Origin of the sequence: Citrobacter europaeus (assembly GCA_020099315.1) — a bacterium.
Lineage (GTDB): Bacteria > Pseudomonadota > Gammaproteobacteria > Enterobacterales > Enterobacteriaceae > Citrobacter > Citrobacter europaeus.
On the sequence record CP083650.1, the window covers coordinates 1,372,863 to 1,392,077 of the forward strand.

At 51.1% G+C, this 19,215-nt stretch carries 14 protein-coding genes; 7 read left to right on the plus strand and 7 right to left on the minus strand.

Translation table 11 applies throughout. The features are described from left to right. Positions 1-23: 23 nt before the first annotated feature. Complete coding sequence (gene pgm, locus LA337_06375; protein ID UBI17316.1) at positions 24-1,664, plus strand: phosphoglucomutase (alpha-D-glucose-1,6-bisphosphate-dependent); 1,641 nt, start codon at positions 24-26, stop codon at positions 1,662-1,664. Between the two features lie 99 nt (positions 1,665-1,763). On the opposite strand, the gene kdpE is transcribed toward pgm, so the two are convergent. The 6 genes from kdpE to kdpF are packed head-to-tail and all read right to left on the minus strand — an operon-like array spanning position 1,764 to position 9,545. Beyond that, positions 1,764-2,441, minus strand: coding sequence for a two-component system response regulator KdpE (gene kdpE / locus LA337_06380; GenBank protein ID UBI17317.1), 678 nt, complete (start codon positions 2,439-2,441; stop codon positions 1,764-1,766). Beyond that, positions 2,438-5,122: a two-component system sensor histidine kinase KdpD gene (gene kdpD / locus LA337_06385; GenBank protein UBI17318.1), complete on the minus strand. Its 2,685-nt coding sequence runs from the start codon at positions 5,120-5,122 to the stop codon at positions 2,438-2,440. Before kdpD ends, kdpE begins: the two co-directional genes overlap by 4 nt. A 10-nt stretch (positions 5,123-5,132) precedes the next feature. Then, positions 5,133-5,699 carry a potassium-transporting ATPase subunit KdpC gene (gene kdpC, locus LA337_06390; protein ID UBI17319.1) on the minus strand — a complete coding sequence of 189 codons (567 nt, stop codon included), beginning with the start codon at positions 5,697-5,699 and terminating at the stop codon, positions 5,133-5,135. Positions 5,700-5,707: 8 nt separating this feature from the next. Next, complete coding sequence (kdpB, locus tag LA337_06395; protein ID UBI17320.1) at positions 5,708-7,756, minus strand: potassium-transporting ATPase subunit KdpB; 2,049 nt, start codon at positions 7,754-7,756, stop codon at positions 5,708-5,710. Between the two features lie 20 nt (positions 7,757-7,776). Further along, complete coding sequence (gene kdpA, locus LA337_06400; GenBank protein UBI17321.1) at positions 7,777-9,456, minus strand: potassium-transporting ATPase subunit KdpA; 1,680 nt, start codon at positions 9,454-9,456, stop codon at positions 7,777-7,779. After that, positions 9,456-9,545 carry a K(+)-transporting ATPase subunit F gene (gene kdpF / locus LA337_06405; GenBank protein UBI17322.1) on the minus strand — a complete coding sequence of 30 codons (90 nt, stop codon included), beginning with the start codon at positions 9,543-9,545 and terminating at the stop codon, positions 9,456-9,458. Before kdpF ends, kdpA begins: the two co-directional genes overlap by 1 nt. A gap of 308 nt (positions 9,546-9,853) precedes the next feature. On the opposite strand from kdpF, the gene LA337_06410 reads away from it, so the two are divergent. Further along, positions 9,854-10,060, plus strand: coding sequence for a YbfA family protein (locus LA337_06410; protein ID UBI17323.1), 207 nt, complete (start codon positions 9,854-9,856; stop codon positions 10,058-10,060). A 55-nt stretch (positions 10,061-10,115) separates the two neighbouring features. On the opposite strand, the gene LA337_06415 is transcribed toward LA337_06410, so the two are convergent. Further along, positions 10,116-10,778, minus strand: a complete 663-nt coding sequence (locus LA337_06415) for a LuxR C-terminal-related transcriptional regulator (GenBank protein ID UBI17324.1) — start codon at positions 10,776-10,778, stop codon at positions 10,116-10,118. Positions 10,779-11,111: 333 nt separating this feature from the next. On the opposite strand from LA337_06415, the gene LA337_06420 reads away from it, so the two are divergent. The 5 genes from LA337_06420 (at position 11,112) to LA337_06440 (ending at position 19,208) form a co-directional block, all read left to right on the plus strand. Then, entirely contained in the window at positions 11,112-13,712 is a 2,601-nt protein-coding gene (locus LA337_06420; protein ID UBI17325.1) for a BapA prefix-like domain-containing protein, read from the plus strand. An 83-nt stretch (positions 13,713-13,795) separates the two neighbouring features. After that, a complete protein-coding gene (locus tag LA337_06425; protein UBI17326.1) occupies positions 13,796-15,247 on the plus strand; it encodes a TolC family protein in 1,452 nt (483 codons plus the stop codon). A gap of 13 nt (positions 15,248-15,260) precedes the next feature. After that, the gene (locus LA337_06430; protein UBI17327.1) at positions 15,261-17,429 is read left to right on the plus strand and encodes a type I secretion system permease/ATPase; all 2,169 of its coding nucleotides are present in this window, start codon (positions 15,261-15,263) and stop codon (positions 17,427-17,429) included. Continuing rightward, entirely contained in the window at positions 17,426-18,712 is a 1,287-nt protein-coding gene (locus LA337_06435; GenBank protein ID UBI17328.1) for an HlyD family efflux transporter periplasmic adaptor subunit, read from the plus strand. The genes LA337_06430 and LA337_06435 overlap by 4 nt, the downstream gene beginning before the upstream one ends. A gap of 34 nt (positions 18,713-18,746) precedes the next feature. Beyond that, on the plus strand, positions 18,747-19,208 hold the full coding sequence (locus LA337_06440; protein UBI17329.1) for a hypothetical protein: 462 nt from the start codon (positions 18,747-18,749) through the stop codon (positions 19,206-19,208). The last annotated feature ends 7 nt before the right edge of the window (positions 19,209-19,215 follow it).

The window sequence follows — 19,215 nt, forward strand, 5'->3', positions numbered from 1 at the left end:
CCTTGCATTAGAAGGACCAGGCAATGGCAATCCACAACCGTGCAGGTCAACCTGCGCAACAGAGTGATTTGATTAACGTCGCCCAACTGACGGCACAGTACTATGTACTGAAACCAACGGCAGGGAACGCTGAGCACGCCGTCAAGTTCGGTACGTCCGGACATCGCGGTAGTGCAGGTCGTCATAGTTTTAACGAGCCGCATATTCTGGCTATCGCTCAGGCGATTGCTGAAGAACGTGCGAAGAACGGGATTACTGGCCCGTGCTATGTGGGCAAGGATACCCACGCGCTGTCTGAACCGGCTTTTATCTCTGTACTGGAAGTGCTGGCGGCGAACGGCGTTGACGTCATCGTGCAGGAAAATAACGGCTTTACGCCAACCCCTGCCGTGTCGAACGCTATCCTGGTCCACAACAAAAAAGGCGGCCCGCTGGCGGACGGCATTGTGATTACGCCGTCCCACAACCCACCGGAAGATGGCGGCATTAAATACAACCCGCCAAACGGTGGTCCGGCAGATACCAACGTCACCAAAGTGGTGGAAGACAGGGCTAACGCCCTGTTGGCTGACGGTCTGCAAGGCGTGAAGCGTATGTCGCTGGACGCTGCGCTGGCATCGGGTCATGTCAAAGAGCAGGACCTGGTTCAGCCGTTTGTTGAAGGACTGGCTGACATCGTCGACATGGCGGCAATCCAGAAAGCTGGCCTGACCTTGGGTGTCGATCCGCTGGGCGGTTCCGGTATCGAATACTGGAAACGTATTGCGAAGCACTACAACCTGAACCTGACTATCGTTAACGATCACGTTGATCAAACTTTCCGTTTCATGCATCTCGACAAAGATGGCGCAATCCGTATGGACTGCTCCTCCGAGTGCGCGATGGCGGGCCTGTTGGCGCTGCGCGACAAGTTCGATTTGGCTTTTGCTAACGATCCGGACTACGACCGTCACGGTATCGTCACCCCGGCAGGGCTGATGAACCCGAACCACTACCTGGCGGTGGCGATCAACTACCTGTTCCAGCACCGTCCGCAATGGGGCAAAGACGTTGCCGTCGGTAAGACGCTGGTGTCATCGGCGATGATTGACCGCGTGGTGAATGATTTAGGGCGTAAACTGGTCGAAGTTCCGGTTGGCTTTAAATGGTTCGTTGATGGTCTGTTTGACGGCAGCTTTGGCTTTGGTGGTGAAGAGAGCGCGGGGGCTTCTTTCCTGCGCTTCGACGGTACACCGTGGTCGACCGACAAAGACGGTATCATCATGTGCCTGCTGGCGGCAGAAATTACCGCTGTGACCGGTAAGAACCCGCAGGAGCACTACAATGAGCTGGCTGCTCGCTTTGGCGCGCCAAGCTACAACCGCCTGCAGGCGAGCGCGACCTCCGCGCAGAAAGCGGCGCTGTCTAAGCTGTCTCCGGAAATGGTGAGCGCCAGCACGCTGGCGGGCGACCCGATCACTGCGCGTCTGACGGCGGCACCGGGCAACGGTGCTTCTATCGGTGGTCTGAAAGTGATGACTGACAACGGCTGGTTTGCCGCGCGTCCGTCAGGTACGGAAGACGCTTATAAAATCTACTGCGAGAGCTTCCTGGGTGAAGAACACCGCAAGCAGATCGAAAAAGAAGCCGTTGAGATCGTCAGTGAAGTGTTGAAGAACGCGTAAACCGCAGGCCGGATAAGACGTAAGCGTCGTGATCCGGTATGAATGATGAAAAAGCCGGATCGCGCATAAGCTGATCCGGCTTTTTTATTCGGCTTAGATTCACGGCATAAACCGATAACCGATCCCGGTTTCGGTCAGAAAATGACGCGGGCGGGCCGGATCCAGTTCCAGCTTCTGGCGCAAGTGTCCCATGTAAATTCGCAGATAATGACTGTGTTCGACGGCGTTTGGCCCCCAAACCTGATTTAACAACTGGCGTTGCGTTAGTACCTTCCCGGCATTATTCAGCAGTACCGCTAACAGACGAAACTCAATCGGCGTCAAATGAATTTCCTCGTCATCTCGGTGTACGAGGCGGGCGGCGAGATCCACTTTTACATTGGCAAAATGCACCACCGGTTCGGGAGATGCGCCGCTGGCGTGACGACGCAATGCCACGCGTAATCGTGCCTGTAGCTCACCAATACCAAAGGGTTTACTGAGATAGTCATCGGCACCGGCATCCAGGGCGGCGATTTTATCGCTCTCTTCGCTGCGGGCAGAGAGCACAATTACCGGGATTGCGCTCCATTGTCGCAGGTCGCGAATAAAATCAATACCGTCGCCGTCCGGCAGGCCGAGATCGAGAATGATGAGATCGGGTTTTCGCGTGGCAGCTTCCAGCAGACCACGTTGCAGCGTTTCCGCTTCATATACACGCAGGCCATCAGTTTCCAGCGCGGTGCGCAGAAAACGGCGGATGGCCTGTTCATCTTCAACAATCAGTACGTTCGTCACATATCCTCATGAAAATCTTCAAGTTCAGGGGGGATTTCCTGGGGCAGTGTAACACGAAAACTCGCTCCTCCCTGGGCACGATTATGGGCGGAAATCGTACCGCCGTGCACGTCCACAATCGCCTGGCAAATTGCCAGTCCCAGTCCAACGCCCGGTACCGATGACTCTTTGTTTCCCCGGGAAAACTTGTCAAAAACTTGTTGTTCCATACCCGACGGAATACCCGGCCCATTATCCCAGACGTCCAGCTGCAGGTGTTCACCATCGACGCTGGCATCAATACCGATTTGCGCCGCTGGACCTGCGTATTTAACTGCGTTTTCCAGCAGATTAATCAGCACCCGTTCAAAGAGTGGGCCATCGACGTGGATCAGCGTCAACGGTGCTGGTAGCGACAAATTAATAGGAGCAGAGAGTCCTGGCTCCAGCATCTGCAGGGCGCTGCCGACCACCTCTTCCAGTGTTAACCACTCCTTCTTAAGATTAAAGCCGCCAGACTGAATTCGCGCCATATCCAGCAGGTTATTAACCAGTCGGGTCGTATTCAGGACGTGCTGGCGAATCTCACTGGCCTGGCGCGCGTGCGGAGATCCTTCGCTTGCCAGATCCAACGTTAAGATCTCTGCCTGACCAAACAGCACCGTTAACGGTGTACGTAAATCGTGGGAAAGGGCAGCGAGCAAGGCATTGCGAATACTTTCGCGCTCGCTGGCAAACCGGGCCTGCTCTTCGCTGGCGGTTAGCGTCAGGCGCTCCAGCGCGCTGGCAACAAGCAAGGTGAAAGTTTCCAGCAGGCGTTGCTGTTCGGGGATCATTAGCTGGCGTAAATTTCCCGGTTCCACCACCAGCAGCCCATGCGTTTTGTCAGCACTTTTTAACGGTAAAATTTGATACGGCACACCTGGCAACGTGTCAGTACCTGCGCCAGCCGGTTGCCCTTTATCAAAGCTCCATTGGGCAATGGCATCATCCCACGGCGTCATGCCCTGTTGATGAGTGAGAGGGGCCAGCTTACCGTTCTCACCGGGCAGTAAAACCTGGCTGCGGGCCTGGAACGTTGAGGCAATAAACTGTTCGCTGGTGGCGGCAATATCTTGCTGACTACGCCCAACGGCCAGCGCTTTCGACATCTCATACAAATGGCGCGTACGTTGTTCACGATAACGGGCCACCCGCGCCTGATAACGCACTCCGGCGGTCAGATTACCAATAACCAGCCCTACCGTGAGCATCACGGCGAAGGTGAGCAGGTACTGGACATCGGAAACGGCCAGCGTGCCACGCGGAGCAATAAAGAAGAGATCGAAGCTGGCGACGTTAATAAAAGTTGCCAGCACCGACGGCCAGCGTCCGTAAAAGAGGGCGATAACCACCACGCCCAATAAATAGATCATCACCAGGTTGGCGGCGTCAAAGGCCATCAACCACTGCATGGCAATCACTGTAATAATGGCGCACAGCGCGACGGCAAGCACGCAACCCTGAATTTGTACCCGCCATTTATCCTTAAATGTGCGGCTATCTGCAGTTTGCGGCACAGAGCGCGAAGGTGGCTCATCGAGCGCAACAATCATCAGGTCGAGATCCGGTGCGCGATGGGCCAGTTTGTCGGCAAAAGAGTCGCTGCGCCACCAGCGACGCGTAGTTGGACGCCCGAGGACAATTTTTCCCAGATTATGCTCACGGGCGTAACGGATCACCGCTTTGTCTTCGGTAGGGTCGGAAAGGGTGGCGGTTTCTGCACCCAGCTCCTGGGCTAACCGCAGAGCGCTTAGGATTGCCCGGCGCTGTTTTTCGGGCAGTCGGTGCAGCGCTGGCGTTTCGACATACACTGCATGCCAGACGCTGCCGAGGCGCGCTGCCAGACGCGCGGCAGCACGCACCAGTTTTTCGCTGCCGGTATTGTGTCCAATGCACAGTAAAATGGCGTCGCGGGTATGCCAGACTTTCTCCTCTCCCGGACGTCCACGCCAGGCGCGCATCTGATCGTCTACCCGATCGGCCGTGCGGCGCAAGGCCAGTTCACGGAGCGCGATCAGATTACCTTTGCGAAAGAAATGCTCGATGGCTCTTTCTGCCTGACCGACGATATAGACCTTGCCTTCATTCAAGCGCTGGCGCAAATCATCGGGGGGAAGATCGACCAGCACGACATCGTCGGCGGCATCGAAAAAAGGATCGGGGACGGTTTCGCGCACCTGAATACCGGTAACGCCGCTGACCACATCATTGAGACTTTCCAGATGCTGCACGTTGACGGTAGTAAAAACGTCAATACCGGCTTCCAGCAGCTCTTCAATGTCCTGCCAGCGTTTTGGATGGCGCGAGCCTGGCGCATTACTGTGCGCCAGTTCATCCATTAAAATGAGCGCCGGACGGCGGGCCAGCGCCGCGTCGAGATCGAACTCGCTGATATGACGACCATGGCGCGCCTGTCGCTTTAGCGGCAGGATGCTGAGACCGTCCAGTAGCGCGGCGGTCTCTTTACGTCCGTGGGTTTCCACCACGCCAATCAGCACATCTAACCCCTGCGCCCGCAGCCGCTGGGCCTCTGCCAGCATGGCCCAGGTTTTGCCGACGCCCGCGCAGGCGCCGAAGAAAATTTTCAGTTTTCCGCGGTGCGGGGCGGTGGTCTGCTCCAGCAGGCGATCGGGATTGGGGCGTAAGGGTTCGCTATGCATGTCCTTTTTCTCAGTGCTTATCCAGCGCTAAATTAAGTTCCACCAGGTTCACCACCGGCTGGCCGATAAAACTGACCAACGGCTTTTGCGTATATTGTGCAACCAGGCGCGTGACCTCTTCAACGCTGAGGTTGCGAGCCTGCGCCACGCGGGGGATTTGCCAGGCTACCGCGGCTGGCGTCAGGTTGTTGTCCAGCCCGCTGGAAGATGCCGTTACCAGCTCTACCGGAACGGCAGGATTTGCCTGCGGGTTGGCGGCACGCAGCGCGGCTATCCGGCTTTGCAGCTGTTTATCCAGTTCCGGGTTGCTGACGGCCAGATTACTGCCGCCAGAAGCCATGGGATTATAGGGCATTTCCGCCGTCGCAGACGGACGCCCCTGAAAATAACCCGCGGCGGTAAAATGTTGCCCAATAAGTTCAGAACCGCGAACAACCTGATCTTCGCGGATCAACGAGCCGTTAGCCTGGTGGGGAAACCACCACTGCCCCAGCGCGGTGGTCAGCAGCGGGTATGCCCCGCCGGTAATAAGCATCAGGAAAATCAAAGTTGATAATGCAGGACGTAATCCATTCATCTGAAACCTCACACCAGACCCAGCAGGGTCAGCAGTAAATCAATTGCTTTGATACCGATAAACGGCACAACCAGACCACCCAGACCATAGATCCACAAATTACGGCGCAACATCGCCGAGGCGGATAATGGTTTGTAGCTCACGCCCTTAAGCGCCAGTGGGATCAGAAAGACGATAACCAGTGCGTTAAAGATAACCGCGCTGAGGATCGCCGAGTCCGGCGAATGCAGACTCATCACGTTAAGTGCATTGAGCTGCGGATAGGTGGCGGCGAACGCGGCCGGGATAATGGCGAAATACTTCGCCACGTCGTTGGCGATACTGAAGGTGGTCAGCGAACCGCGCGTCATCAGCATCTGTTTACCAATGTGCACCACTTCAATCAGTTTGGTGGGGTTGGAATCGAGATCCACCATGTTGCCTGCTTCTTTCGCCGCCTGGGTTCCTGAGTTCATGGCGACTGCCACGTCGGCTTGCGCCAGCGCCGGGGCGTCGTTGGTTCCATCGCCGGTCATCGCCACCAGACGACCTTCCGACTGATACTGACGAATCAGCGCCAGCTTGGCTTCCGGCGTGGCCTCCGCTAAGAAATCATCCACCCCGGCTTCAGCGGCGATCGCGGCGGCGGTCAGGCGGTTGTCGCCGGTGATCATCACCGTTTTAATCCCCATTTTGCGCAGTTGGGCAAAACGTTCTTTGATCCCGCCTTTCACAATATCTTTCAGGGCTATCACGCCCAGTACGCGGGAGCCTTCGGCCACCACCAGCGGCGTAGCGCCAAGGCGGGCAACGTTCTCGACCTTCTGCTCCACGTCGGCGGGGAAATGGCCGCCGTTGGCTTCGACGTGACGACGGATGGCATCAACCGACCCTTTGCGGATCATTCGGTTGTCGATGTTGATCCCGCTCATCCGGCTTTGGGCGGTAAACGGCACAAAGGTAGCGTGCAGCGATTGCACGTCGCGGATACGCAGATTGAAGCGCTGTTTAGCCAGGATAACGATGCTGCGGCCTTCCGGCGTTTCATCGGCCAGCGATGAAAGCTGAGCGGCGTCGGCCAGCGTTTTTTCATCCACGCCGTGGGCAGGCAGAAAATCCGAAGCCTGGCGATTACCCAGCGTAATGGTGCCGGTTTTATCCAGCAGCAGTACGTCCACGTCACCCGCGGCCTCTACTGCGCGTCCGCTGGTGGCGATAACGTTCGCACCCAGCATGCGGCTCATCCCGGCGACACCAATCGCAGAGAGCAGCCCGCCTATCGTGGTGGGAATCAAACACACTAACAGGGCAACCAGCACCGTGACGCTGACCGCGCTCCCGCCCCAGGCGGAGAACGGCCACAGGGTGGCGGTCGCCAGTAAAAAGATAATGGTCAGGGCAATCAGCAGGATCGTCAGGGCGATCTCATTGGGCGTTTTACGCCGCTGCGCGCCTTCAACCATGGCGATCATCCGGTCGAGGAACGTTTCGCCGGGGTTTACGCTGCATTCGATTACCAGCCAGTCGGAGAGGATGCGGGTCCCGCCGGTGACGGAGGCGAAATCGCCACCGGATTCACGAATCACCGGCGCGGACTCACCGGTAATGGCGCTTTCATCTACCGACGCGCCACCTTCGATCACCTCGCCGTCACACGGGATAATATCGCCCGCTTCCACCAGCACGATATCGCCTTTACGTAAATCATCGGCAGGAACGTGATCCATGGCCGAGCCGTATTTAGGTTCGCGAAGTTTGCGGGCAAAGGCGGTTTTTTTAACACCTTTCAGACTGTTAGCCTGCGCCTTACTGCGTCCTTCCGCCAGCGCCTCAGCAAAGTTGGCGAACAAAACGGTAATCCACAGCCACAGACTTATCGCCCCGGTAAACCACGGATTGCCCTGCATATGGCTCGTTGCCATCGCCACTGTTAACAAGGTCGTTAACAGACTGCCCAGCCAGACGATAAACATCACCGGATTACGCCATTGGGTATGGGGGCTTAATTTTTTTACGGCGTCCATCAGCGCCTGTGCGACCAGAGAGGGTTCGAACAGCGCCAGTTGCTTGCGACTCATAGTAATGTGCTCCGCATCACTCAGTGTAATGACAGGTATTCTGCGACCGGACCAAGCGCCAGGGCAGGAACAAAGGTGAGAGCGCCAACCAGTAACACCGTACCGATTAACAACCCGACAAACAGTGCGCCGTGGGTAGGTAGCGTGCCCGGGCTTGCTGGCTGGATCTTTTTACTGACCAGCGACCCGGCGATAGCCATCACGGGAACGATCACGCCAAAGCGACCGAAGAACATGCACAGAGCCAGCAGGCAGTTCCAGAACGGGCTATTGGCGCTTAATCCGGCAAAGGCGCTACCGTTGTTGTTGGAAGCAGACGACACGGCATACAACACTTCACTAAAGCCGTGTGGACCTGGGTTAAGCATGGCGCTGCGCCCGGCATCGCTCATCATGGCGATCGCCGTACCGAGCAGTACCAGCGCAGGGGTGACCAGAATCGCCAGCGCGGTCATTTTCATTTCGCGCACGTCGATTTTCTTACCCAGATACTCCGGCGTACGACCAATCATCAGCCCGGCGATAAATACCGCCAGTAGCACAAACAGCAGCATGCCGTACAGACCTGAGCCGACTCCGCCGAAGACGACTTCGCCAATCTGCATTAGCCACATCGGCACCATCCCACCCAGTGCGGTAAAGGAGTCATGCATCGCATCGACAGCGCCGCAGGAGGCGGCTGTCGTGACGACGGCAAACAGACTCGTGGCCAGCACGCCAAAGCGGCTCTCTTTGCCTTCCATGTTGATATTGCTGTCTGCACCGAATGTCATCAGGTGCGGGTTGCCCTGAACTTCAGCCCACATTACTACGGCCACACAGACCACAAAAATCACCGACATAGCCCACAGCAGGGTCCGGCCCTGGCGACGATCGCCCACCACATCACCAAAGGCAAAACACAGCGCGGTGGGAATTAAGAAAATAGCCAGCATCTGCACCAGGTTGGTCAATGCGGTAGGGTTTTCAAACGGATGCGATGAGTTGGCATTAAAGAAACCGCCCCCGTTAGTGCCAAGCATCTTAATAGCTTCCTGGGAAGCGACAGGCCCCATCGGCAGCAGTTGTTTTACCCCTTCGAGAGTAGTGATGGGCTGATAGGGCAATACGTTTTGCAACGTGCCTTGCTGAATGAAGAACAGCGCAATGAGTAACGCAACAGGGACCAGGATCCACAGCGTAATGCGAACCAGATCGACCCATGCGTTGCCCAGCGTGTTGATACTCTGGCGCGAAAAGGCGCGGGTCAGGGCAAAAATCACCGCTATCCCGGTCGCCGCTGACAGGAAGTTCTGCACGGTCAACCCGGCCATCTGGCTGAAATAGCTTAAGGTGGTTTCGCCAGCATAGGATTGCCAGTTGGTATTAGTGACAAAACTCACCGCCGTGTTGAGCGCCAGATCCCATGAAAGCCCCGGTAGCTGCTGAGGGTTGAGCGGCAGCAGATTTTGCGCCATCAGCATCGAAAACAGGACCAGCAGACCCAGCACATTGAGCGCGAGGATTGCCAGCAGATACTGCCGCCAGTTCATCTCCTGCTGCGAGATGCCCAGACCACGCCAGAGCCAACTCTCCACGCCAGCGAGGCCTGGCAGGGACGTATTATTGATGAGTCGAGCCAGCCCAAACCCCAGCGGTCTGGCAATGACAAACAGCACCAGCAAGAAACTGGCAATGAGTAAAAATCCTTGTGCCGCCATCAGAACGCCTCCGCATTAATCAGGGCATACACCAGATAACCTAATAAGAAAATGACCAGCACAATGCCGGTTATCACGCCTGCACTCACAGTGCACCTCCAGTGGCATAAATGTGATAACCAGAGCGTAGATTTTTGCTTGCAAAGATTTCGCAAAAATCAGCGGGCGGGGTGTAAAAAAAGTATAAAAATGGCAAAGACCATTATTTAACTAATGGTTAGTATTAATTTAACTTTTATGTAACTTAATTACGATTTTAAGCTAAACGGAGCATCAATAGACAAAAATAAGTGGTCGGATGAGTAGCAAAATTACACACAAGGCGGTATTATTTTCATCAGTTAACCAAGTTTATTTTTCTGGTGCCATTCACCGAACAGATATATGGGAGAGGATTATGGACCTTTATAAAGAGTATCCAGCACACATTGTTTTCTTACGCCGTACCTTTGCCGTTGTGGCGGGCGTGCTGGCGCTACCGGTCATGCTGTTCTGGAAAGACCGCGCCCGTTTTTACAGCTATCTGCATCGCGTCTGGTCCAAAACCAGTGATAAACCGGTGTGGATGGAACAGGCTGAAAAAGTTAGCTGCGATTTCTACTGACAGTTTGCGAAGCCCAAAAAGCCGCTGATATCAGCGGCTTTTTTGTGCACTGAAACTAGAGATAGTTGCTGCGGCGTTCTCTGAGCGAGAGGGGAGAAGCCGTTGGTTGTCTGCTGTCCGGCATGCGGATGGACTTCAGATACAGTGAAAGTACCGAGACGGACTTTGGGGTATTAGGCATTCCCATTTTCTTCATCAGGTTACATTTGTGACTACTGATGGTTTTGCAGTTTTTATTTTTAATTTTCGAGATTTCTGAAACCGTAAAGCCCTCGGAAAGCATCATCAGAATTTGCGACTCGAGTCCGGTTAGCTGAGGTTTCAACCCATAGCTTTCTTCATCATTATTGTGCAGTAACGTGTTTACGATTACCGGATGAAGTTCCTTTAAAGTTATATTTCGTGGCAGGTATAAGCATGAGATGTTAAACACAGAATAAAGGACATTCATCATTATCAGATCGCTGAGGATGATTAAGTTTTTAGCGCCACTTTTCAACATTCTATTCTTCAGATAAAAAATGTCATCATAGATGATATCTTTCTCATCTATCGCAGCAATCGTGAGTAACTCATTGCTGTTTTCTTTGATCTCACTGAAACGTCGATAAAAAACAATTTTACTGTAAAAGAAACAGTCAAGAAGCGAGGCAATGCCCAGCGATGTATACTGGCATGTTCCAACTATTATAATTGTGTTTGTAGTCTTTTTATTCATAAATTACCCCATCCATAGATAAATTTTATCAGCATTTGCAGATTACAATAAACCTACTAAATTATTCCAGTGATAAGCATGTTGAGATAATCCAGGCGTAGACTTTTGGTGGTTGATTTTGCAGTGAATCCAGGATTAGTCTTAAAAGGATGTTTATGTAACTCTTTGAAAGATAATGGTGCCTGTTGAGATTTGTTTCGTATTTTGAATGATTTCTTATTTAATAATTCACGTATATTATTTATCGATTTATTACGTTAACATTTTTATCGGTCTTTAATCGGGCCATTTTTGCTTTTTACGAAATTAAAAATGGATAAAGGGAGGCTGCATATGCAGAAAATGGCAATCATTACCGCATCTGGGAAAAGTACGTCTGTGCCTGCTGGGGGAAATCACGTTAAAATTATTCAACCAGGAACGACGGTTAAAATTACTGTGGCAAAGGAGATGATTAGCGGGTCACAGAAAGAGGGTAACAATCTTGTTTTGGTGGAGAAAAACGGGTCGAAGATAACAATTGAAGATTTCTTTAAAACGGACGGCACTTTAAAAAATAAGCTGATTCTTGAGGATGGTGGAAAAGCGTATGAAGCAAAATATAATGCCGAAAATTTTGCTGGGCTGGCTTTCTTCCCGGTAAAACAAGCAGTAGATGAAAATACTGATAGTGGGGAAATGAATACAGCCGTCTGGCTGGTGCCACTGCTGGTCGCTGCCGCCGCAGGTATTGGTATCGCCATTTATAACAACAAGGATGATGGTAATTCGCACGATAACAAATCCAGTGACAGCAAAGAAAAGCAGGCATTAAGCGATGCGCAAAAAGATGTTGTGAATAAAGACAACACGTTTATCAATGCGCAAAAGACGCTGGCTGAAGCGGTGAAAGCGATGCAGGCTAATCCGTCAGTTGCAACTATCAAAGCGGTTGAGGAGGCAAGCGCGGCGGTGAAAACCGCGATGGATGCAATGAATAAGGCCAATACAACGCTGAAAACGGCGGTTGATGCGGCAAAAGCCAAAGGGATTGATACTACTGCGGCAGAAAAAATCCAAAAACAGGCGGCAGAGGATGCGACCAGTGCGAAAAACGCCATCGACAAAGCGGCTGAACTGGTCAAAACGGCGATCGCCTTAATCGATGAAAGTGCGCAAGCTATTGCCGGACAGGTCAAACTTGACTATCAATCTGCCAGTGATGCAGCCACGATTGCCAACAAACAGCCAGCTCAGAGCGCCATAGAAGTATCGAAAGCTAAGTTGACCGCTGCCGATGCCTCGCTGGGTAAACTGTATACACAGATTGAGCAATTATCGCAGCTAATTGCGAACGCGAAAGTGCAGGGGTTTAACGTAGATAATGCCGCTGCGCGTCTGAAGGATTTACAGGAACAATACGCTTCGTTCAGTATGGAGAGTACAGCGCTGGCTGACTCTGTTGCTCAGGCGGAGCAAAGTCTGCTGGATCTGAATGCGGCGCGTATGGCCGTTGACGCGGCAAACGAAGCGGTGAAACAGGCGGTAGCGCAGAAGTCGCAGGCCGCAGAGAAACTGGCCTCTGCCCTTGCGTTGAAAGAAGAAGTCCTGAAAAACAATCAGCTTGATCGCGTTGATGAAGTGAATAAGGCTATCGCTGCGGCAAATAAAAGCCTGGAGGCGGCGCGTCAGGCTACAGAAGCAGCTAATGCCGCAGCGACAAAGGCGAATGCTGATATTAATAAGCTCAATCCTGCGATTGATCCTGCGATAAAACCGCAGAACGTTACGCCGCTTGATATGCCTGATGTGAAACCGATTGATAAAGGCCTGCAAGTTGATGATAACAAAACGTTTGTTGAGTCCGTACAGGCCTTTATCAAGAGCCTGGTTGATTCGGTTAACAGCGTCTGGACGACGATTGCGAATTCAAAATCACTGGCATTTCTCAGTAATGTCATTTCTGAGATTACCGCCGGATTTAAAACCGTTAGTGAAGTCCTGGGTGAAAAAGTTGTCTCTGCCGTAAAAGCGATCAAAACAATAGAAAAAGCTTTAGTCGAGATCTTCATCAATAAACCAATTGAATTTATTAAAGATATACTGAAAGTTACCGGACAGAAGATTGCTGAAGCTATCGGTGAAACGGTCTCGGCGATTAAAACAGGGTTCGAGAACCTCGTTTCGAATGTGGGTAAAAATATCGCCGATGCTTTAAAAGGTATGAGTCTGACTGATTGGGTCAATCCGCTCAAATGGAACGCTCTGGTTGGTGAAGTGATTTCTAAGACCGCAGGTAATATCGTAAAAAGCATAGCCGATTTGGTGATGTCGTTACCGACAAAAATTATTGATTTCTTCACTGATGCTATCACTAAATATGCCGGGATAATTAGTGATAAAATCAAGAGTGAACTCAGTGTCGCTAAAGAAGCGATAACTAATGTTCTGAAAACGCTATTTGATGGCTTTATTAAAAATCCAATCGATAAACTGCTCACGCCAGTCCTTGATAAAATTAAGGAATTCATCAGTCATCCCGTTGAGTCGATTCAAAAATTGCTGTCAACGATTACCGATCTGGCGAAGGATGCTTTTAATATTATCAAGGATATCATTAAATTACCTGGTGAGTGGCTTAAGGATTCCTTCCAGTTGATTAAGGATATCTATAACTCATTTAAAGGCGATAGCGTTAAAAATGGCGATGGCAGTGAATTGCATAAATTAATGGACAAGATACTTCACGATCAACAATCTGACGCTGCAAAGGTCGTCAGCGCATTACTGAAATCTGACGCCAGCAGCGGCGACATTAACTTAAGCAAACTGCTCCCGGAATCTTTAACGAATAAGATCCAGTCCGCACCAGAGTCCAGTTCGTCTTCAGTAACTCATTATCACACAGCCTCAGCAATGGATGACATGCACTCGTCACTTCCTGTCGCTGCGTAATAAAAGGTATGCGTGTTTCAACTAATGGAACACGCAATACCTTGCGGTTACTCAATTCGTACTGAATAAGGGAAACAACATTCATGGAAACTCGCCATTTACCGCGAGCGGCATTGCTGTTGGCGATCGTCACGTCATGTGTATTCAAAAGTCATAGTGCGCAGGTGGCGACATGGCCCGTTATATTTGAGGATGCTGCAGAACCCAATACGTCAGAAACCCAACCGGAGCCTCTGTTTCGCCCTGCGGTAGGGGCCGTGGAAAAACGTAGTGGTGAAAGACAAAAAACCGCAGTGGCTTCTTCCGGTGTACCGGTTAAAGGGCATGACATAACGCTTGCCGAGGCGGTGCAACTGGCAATGGGCTGGCATCCGGTGATTAAACGTGCAGAGCGCGAATATGTGCAGAGTAAAGAGTCAGTCAATGAAGCGAAGGCCGGGTGGTATCCCTCTCTTAGCGCCAGAGTAAAATCCGGCCTCGAGCAGGATAATTACAGGCGAGAAGATAGCAAATCGAATACGTTAGCGCTGAACGCCAGCCAGACGCTGTTTGATTTTGGGAAAATCGCCAGCAAAGTCGATCTCGCGGATGCGACGACACAGCGTTCGGGGTCTAACCTTGAGAAAAGTATTAATGATATTGCTTATGAGACGGCGACCAGTTTTACCCAGGCAATTCGTTATCAGCAGTTAACTGAAATTGCCCAGGGACAGGTTGCAGGTCTCCAGCTTATTAACCGTCTGGCTGAAAAAAGAGCCTCATTAGGGGCTAGCGCGGAATCTGACTATTCCCAGTCGAAGGTCCGGCTGGCAGCCGCTATTGCCCTGCAACATGATTATGAGGCGCAAGCCCGACGTTGGAATGCGAACCTGGATATCGTCACCAACGCTTCTGTTTCTACTGCCCTGAATATGCACATGCCGCAGACGATGGACACAGCTTGCCATCGTGTTGATATCGAAGAGTTAACCTCGCCTGCTATCGAACTGGCGCAGGCGCAAATTAAGATGGCGAAACAGCAGGTTAATGCCTTTAAAGCGGAATATTATCCGACGATTTCACTTAACCCAGTCTGGGAATATGAGCTGGAAAACCAGAACGATAATCGTGGGAATCGGGCTAAAAAGGGCGAGTGGGGGATCTTTGTTAACGTGAGTGCGCCACTGTATGAAGGCGGGGCACGTATATCGCGTACTCAACAGGCGGAACAGGCGTTGCTCGCGTCACAATTTAATCTGGATACCGAAAAGACGGAGGCCCGGCGTAAAATTGTCGAGTCGACCAGCCAGATTTCCAGCCTGTATGAAAGTATGAAGGCTAAGCAAGTACGGGAGAAAGAGGCTATCCGCACGCGTGACCTCTATAAATTACAATATCTGGAACTGGGTAATCGTTCATTTTCCGATTTACTTAGCGCCGAATCTGAAATTCATCAAACCAGAATGGATATATTAAACAGCCAATTTACCGTGTCGTCGCTGTCAATTGAATGTCTCTATTATTCCGGAAGTCTGGTGCGTTATTTTTCTCAATAAGAGGCTCAATGGAATGACATCATCCAGTACCGTTGATATGTCTTGTACAATTAAAGACAAAGACGTTGAATATTATTATTTCCAGTTGTGGCAAGAAGCCATTGTACAGATTGCCCATCATTATCGTCTTGATATTTCAGAACAGAATATTTTAGTTGCCTCGCAGTGGTACCAGGAGTGTAAGAAAGAAGATGTATTAAAAACGATGGCCAGACAAGCTGGACTGCTGATGAAGTGCACGCCAGTGACGCAATTCCAGTTCAGCACCTGGCTGTTGCCTGTGGTTATCGAAATGCGTGATGGACGCTTTGCGTTGGTTAAAAATATTGAAAATAACCAAAACGTTACTTGCGCCTACGTTGACGAACAAGGGTTGTTGACGACCTTCACCCGTGAGGAGCTTCTCGAGGCCGGCCTGCGTGTGATATTGCTGCGACCGTTAACTAATTCGGCAGATCCGCGCGTCGATGACTATATCCGCCCTGTGGAAAAACATTGGGCGTGGCAGATTATTTTTCAGGACATGCGTCCCTATTATTACGTTATTCTGGGGTCACTTTTTATAAATATTCTAGGTCTGGCTGGGATTACCTACTCAATGCAGACCTATGACCGTATTATTCCAGCGCAGTCCTGGCCTACGCTGTGGGTGCTTTTTTCTGGCGTTATATTAGCGTTTGTTTTTGATCTGATATTACGCCTGATGCGCTATAGCATTATTGATATCGTGGGTAAACGAGCAGACCTGCGTATTGCCGATCGGGTGTTTGGTCGCGTATTGCGTATTCATTCCGCCCATCGTCCGCAGTCTACCGGAACATTTATTTCGCAGGTGCGTGAATTGGATCAGATCCGGGAGATGATTACCTCCACGACCGTGGTTGCGATGGCCGATCTACCCTTTTTCTTTCTGTTCTTAGTGGTGATCTATCTGTTGGGAGGCATTCTGTTTCTGGTCCCGTTGGCTGGAATGATCCTGATGGTGCTGCCGGGTTTTTTATGTCAGAAAAAACTCGCATTGCTGGCGCGTAGTGCAATGCGTGAATCAAACCTGCGTAGCGCGATGCTAGTCGAAAGCATTCAAGGGCTGGATGATGTGAAATCCCTGCAGGCGGAATATCGTTTTCAACAGCAATGGTTGAATTATACCGCAACCACGGCCAGCAGCAGTCTGGACCTCAAACACCTGACGCACAAACTTACCTCGTGGTCTTATCTGATTCAAAACGCTGTGTTTGTTTGTGTTGTTGCTGTGGGGACGCCTTTGGCGATGAATGGTGAATTGTCTACCGGTGCGCTGGTTGCCGCGTCAATCCTCAGTTCGCGGATGATGGCGCCTGTCGCACAGGTCGCCAATATCCTGACGCGCTGGCAGCAAACAAAGGTCGCCATTGTCGGATTAGACAGCATCATGAAATTACCAACGGATGACGCCCGTGGCGGCAGGCGGGTACACAAACCCTATTTACGTGGCCATTTTGTGCTAAAGGATACGGCGTTTCGTTATCACACCACTAGTCGTCAGAACGCGATCGCTATTGACGATCTGGAGATTAAGGCCGGCGAGAAGATTGCTCTGTTGGGACGAAATGGTTCCGGAAAATCTTCACTATTGAATGCGTTGGCAGGAAATATGTTGTGTGTTAACGGCGTAACGACGCTGGACAACATTCGGCTTGATAACCTCGATCCCGGAGATTTACACCGTGACATCGGTTTGTTGTCCCAACGCTCACGCTTGTTTCACGGTTCAATTCGGGAAAATCTGGCGCTCGGAATGCCGCTTGCCAGCGATGAAGAGCTTGAAGCGGCGCTGGAGAAAACAGGGGCGCTCACTTTTATCAATCAGCTTGCGGATGGGCTGGATCATCTGATAGCCGAAGGCGGAATAGGTTTGTCGGGAGGACAGCAGCAGGCGCTGTTGCTCAGTCGTCTGATTCTCCGCGATCCGCAGATCGTATTATTGGATGAACCCACAGCCGCAATGGATGAAGAGACCGAAGCCGAGTTTATCCGTCGAATGAAACCGTGGATGGCCGGGAAGACGGTTATCATCGCTACCCATCGAAAAAGAGTGCTTGAACTGATCGAGCGCACCATCGTTATGTCGCAAGGAAGCATAGTAATAGACGCCCCTCGCGAGCAGTTTTTTGGTGAGTATTCCCAGGAGGCTGAAGCATGAACAAGGGTAACAAGAGGGGGATCCGTGGTTTGTGGCGACAGGTTGCTGACGGTGTTGTCTTCACCCGGCGCATTCTTCTGCAACATAAATCAGATCCTTCGGATGCTGTAATTGACAATGCTCTCTCGCTGGATCATGAGAACGAACTGACGCTCAGTGGCGCGAAATGGATAGTATTTTGCGTAGTATTTTTTTTGCTGCTTTTTGCATTGTGGGCCTCATTTTTCAGCATTGAAGAAGTCACCAAAGGCAATGGAAAAGTTATTCCCAGTTCACGAGAGCAGATTATTCAGTCGCTGGATGGCGGTATTCTGCAACGCATTCATGTTAAAGAGGGGCAAATTATCCAGGCGGGGGAAGTATTGGCGCAACTGGATAGCGTGCGGACCGCCTCCAGCCTGAAAGAATTTGAAGCTAAATACCGCGCAATGCTGGCCCAGCAGGCGCGACTGAATGCGGAAGTGAATGACAATGAACTGGTATTTTCTGACGAGCTGGATCTGTATCCTGAGTTAATGACGGCGGAAACTCGCTTGTATACCTCACGTAAAACACAGTTTGCTGATGCGATTAAAAATATTCAGGATGCGCGTCGATTAATTAACAATGAGTTGTCGATTAATTCCCGCCTGGCTCAGGAAGGCGCTTCCAGCACCGTTGATGTTATTCGTTTGAAACGTCAATTGGTGGATTTGAATATGAAAGAGGAAGAGCTGCGCGGTAACTATTATTTGCGGTCACGCGAAGAACTGGCAAAAGTGTCAGCGGAGATTGCCTCGCTAAAGCATGCTCTGCGTGGTCGCTCCGACTTAGTGGCTAAATCAACGCTGCGTTCACCCGTTCGTGGCATCGTGAAAGATATTCAAAATAATACTGTTGGTGGTGTTATTCCGCCTAACGGTGTTTTGATGCATATCGTTCCACTGGATGACACGTTACTGATTGAGGCGCAAATATTGCCGCGTGACATTGCGTTTATTCATCCAGACCAGAAGGCGAAAGTTAAAATCACCGCTTATGACTATGCCATTTATGGTGGTCTGGATGGCAAGGTAGTGACTATTTCTCCCGATACTATTAAGGATGAACGCAAGCCGGATTTAGTTTACTACCGGGTTTTAATTAGAACCGACCGCGATCATCTTCTTAATAAACGTCAGCAGAAATTGTTTATTTCTCCAGGTATGGTGGCTTCCGTTGACATTGTTACCGGTAGTAAAACGGTCGCCCGCTATTTAATTAAACCATTCAATAAAGTAAATGAAGCTTTGCGGGAAAGATAATTGACCTGCAGATACTAATATAAGGATGACTAAAATGACGACAACAGCAAAAGAGGTGATGGTTGGTGATAAGACGCTTACCGTTGTGCAACTGGAGCCCTGGCAGCGTCTGGCGTTTATTGCTGATTTACAGAAAGATTTCCTGGCACCTCTGCTTAAAAATGCAGAAACAAACGATCTGAATATGCTTTTTTCTGGGGGTAAAAATGGCGATTTTGACGTGATGGCATTGATTTCAGCGTTTTCTGGTTCTCTTGACGGTCAGCGTATTGAGAAATGGACCCGCCGTGTGCTGACGGAGGGCATGGTCATCTATACGCGCCCTGACGGTCAGCGGGCAAAGCTCAGCTTTGGCGAACTGAATAAGTTTTTCACCCACCCCAGCCAAATTATTCTGCTACTAAAAGAGGTTATCGTCTGGAATCTGGCCGATTTCAACCAATTGATGGGCACCTTCACGCCGAAAGCGACCACGGTGGTGAAAGAGAGGGAATAACCGTTAA

Bases quoted from the DNA above. Each gene is read 5' to 3' on its own strand.
- pgm (UBI17316.1), top strand. From the start codon at position 24: ATGGCAATCCACAACCGTGCAGGTCAACCTGCGCAACAGAGTGATTTG.
- kdpD (UBI17318.1), bottom strand. From the start codon at position 5,122: ATGCATAGCGAACCCTTACGCCCCAATCCCGATCGCCTGCTGGAGCAG.
- kdpC (UBI17319.1), bottom strand. From the start codon at position 5,699: ATGAATGGATTACGTCCTGCATTATCAACTTTGATTTTCCTGATGCTT.
- kdpB (UBI17320.1), bottom strand. From the start codon at position 7,756: ATGAGTCGCAAGCAACTGGCGCTGTTCGAACCCTCTCTGGTCGCACAG.
- kdpA (UBI17321.1), bottom strand. From the start codon at position 9,456: ATGGCGGCACAAGGATTTTTACTCATTGCCAGTTTCTTGCTGGTGCTG.
- LA337_06410 (UBI17323.1), top strand. From the start codon at position 9,854: ATGGACCTTTATAAAGAGTATCCAGCACACATTGTTTTCTTACGCCGT.
- LA337_06415 (UBI17324.1), bottom strand. From the start codon at position 10,778: ATGAATAAAAAGACTACAAACACAATTATAATAGTTGGAACATGCCAG.
- LA337_06420 (UBI17325.1), top strand. From the start codon at position 11,112: ATGCAGAAAATGGCAATCATTACCGCATCTGGGAAAAGTACGTCTGTG.
- LA337_06425 (UBI17326.1), top strand. From the start codon at position 13,796: ATGGAAACTCGCCATTTACCGCGAGCGGCATTGCTGTTGGCGATCGTC.
- LA337_06430 (UBI17327.1), top strand. From the start codon at position 15,261: ATGACATCATCCAGTACCGTTGATATGTCTTGTACAATTAAAGACAAA.
- LA337_06435 (UBI17328.1), top strand. From the start codon at position 17,426: ATGAACAAGGGTAACAAGAGGGGGATCCGTGGTTTGTGGCGACAGGTT.
- LA337_06440 (UBI17329.1), top strand. From the start codon at position 18,747: ATGACGACAACAGCAAAAGAGGTGATGGTTGGTGATAAGACGCTTACC.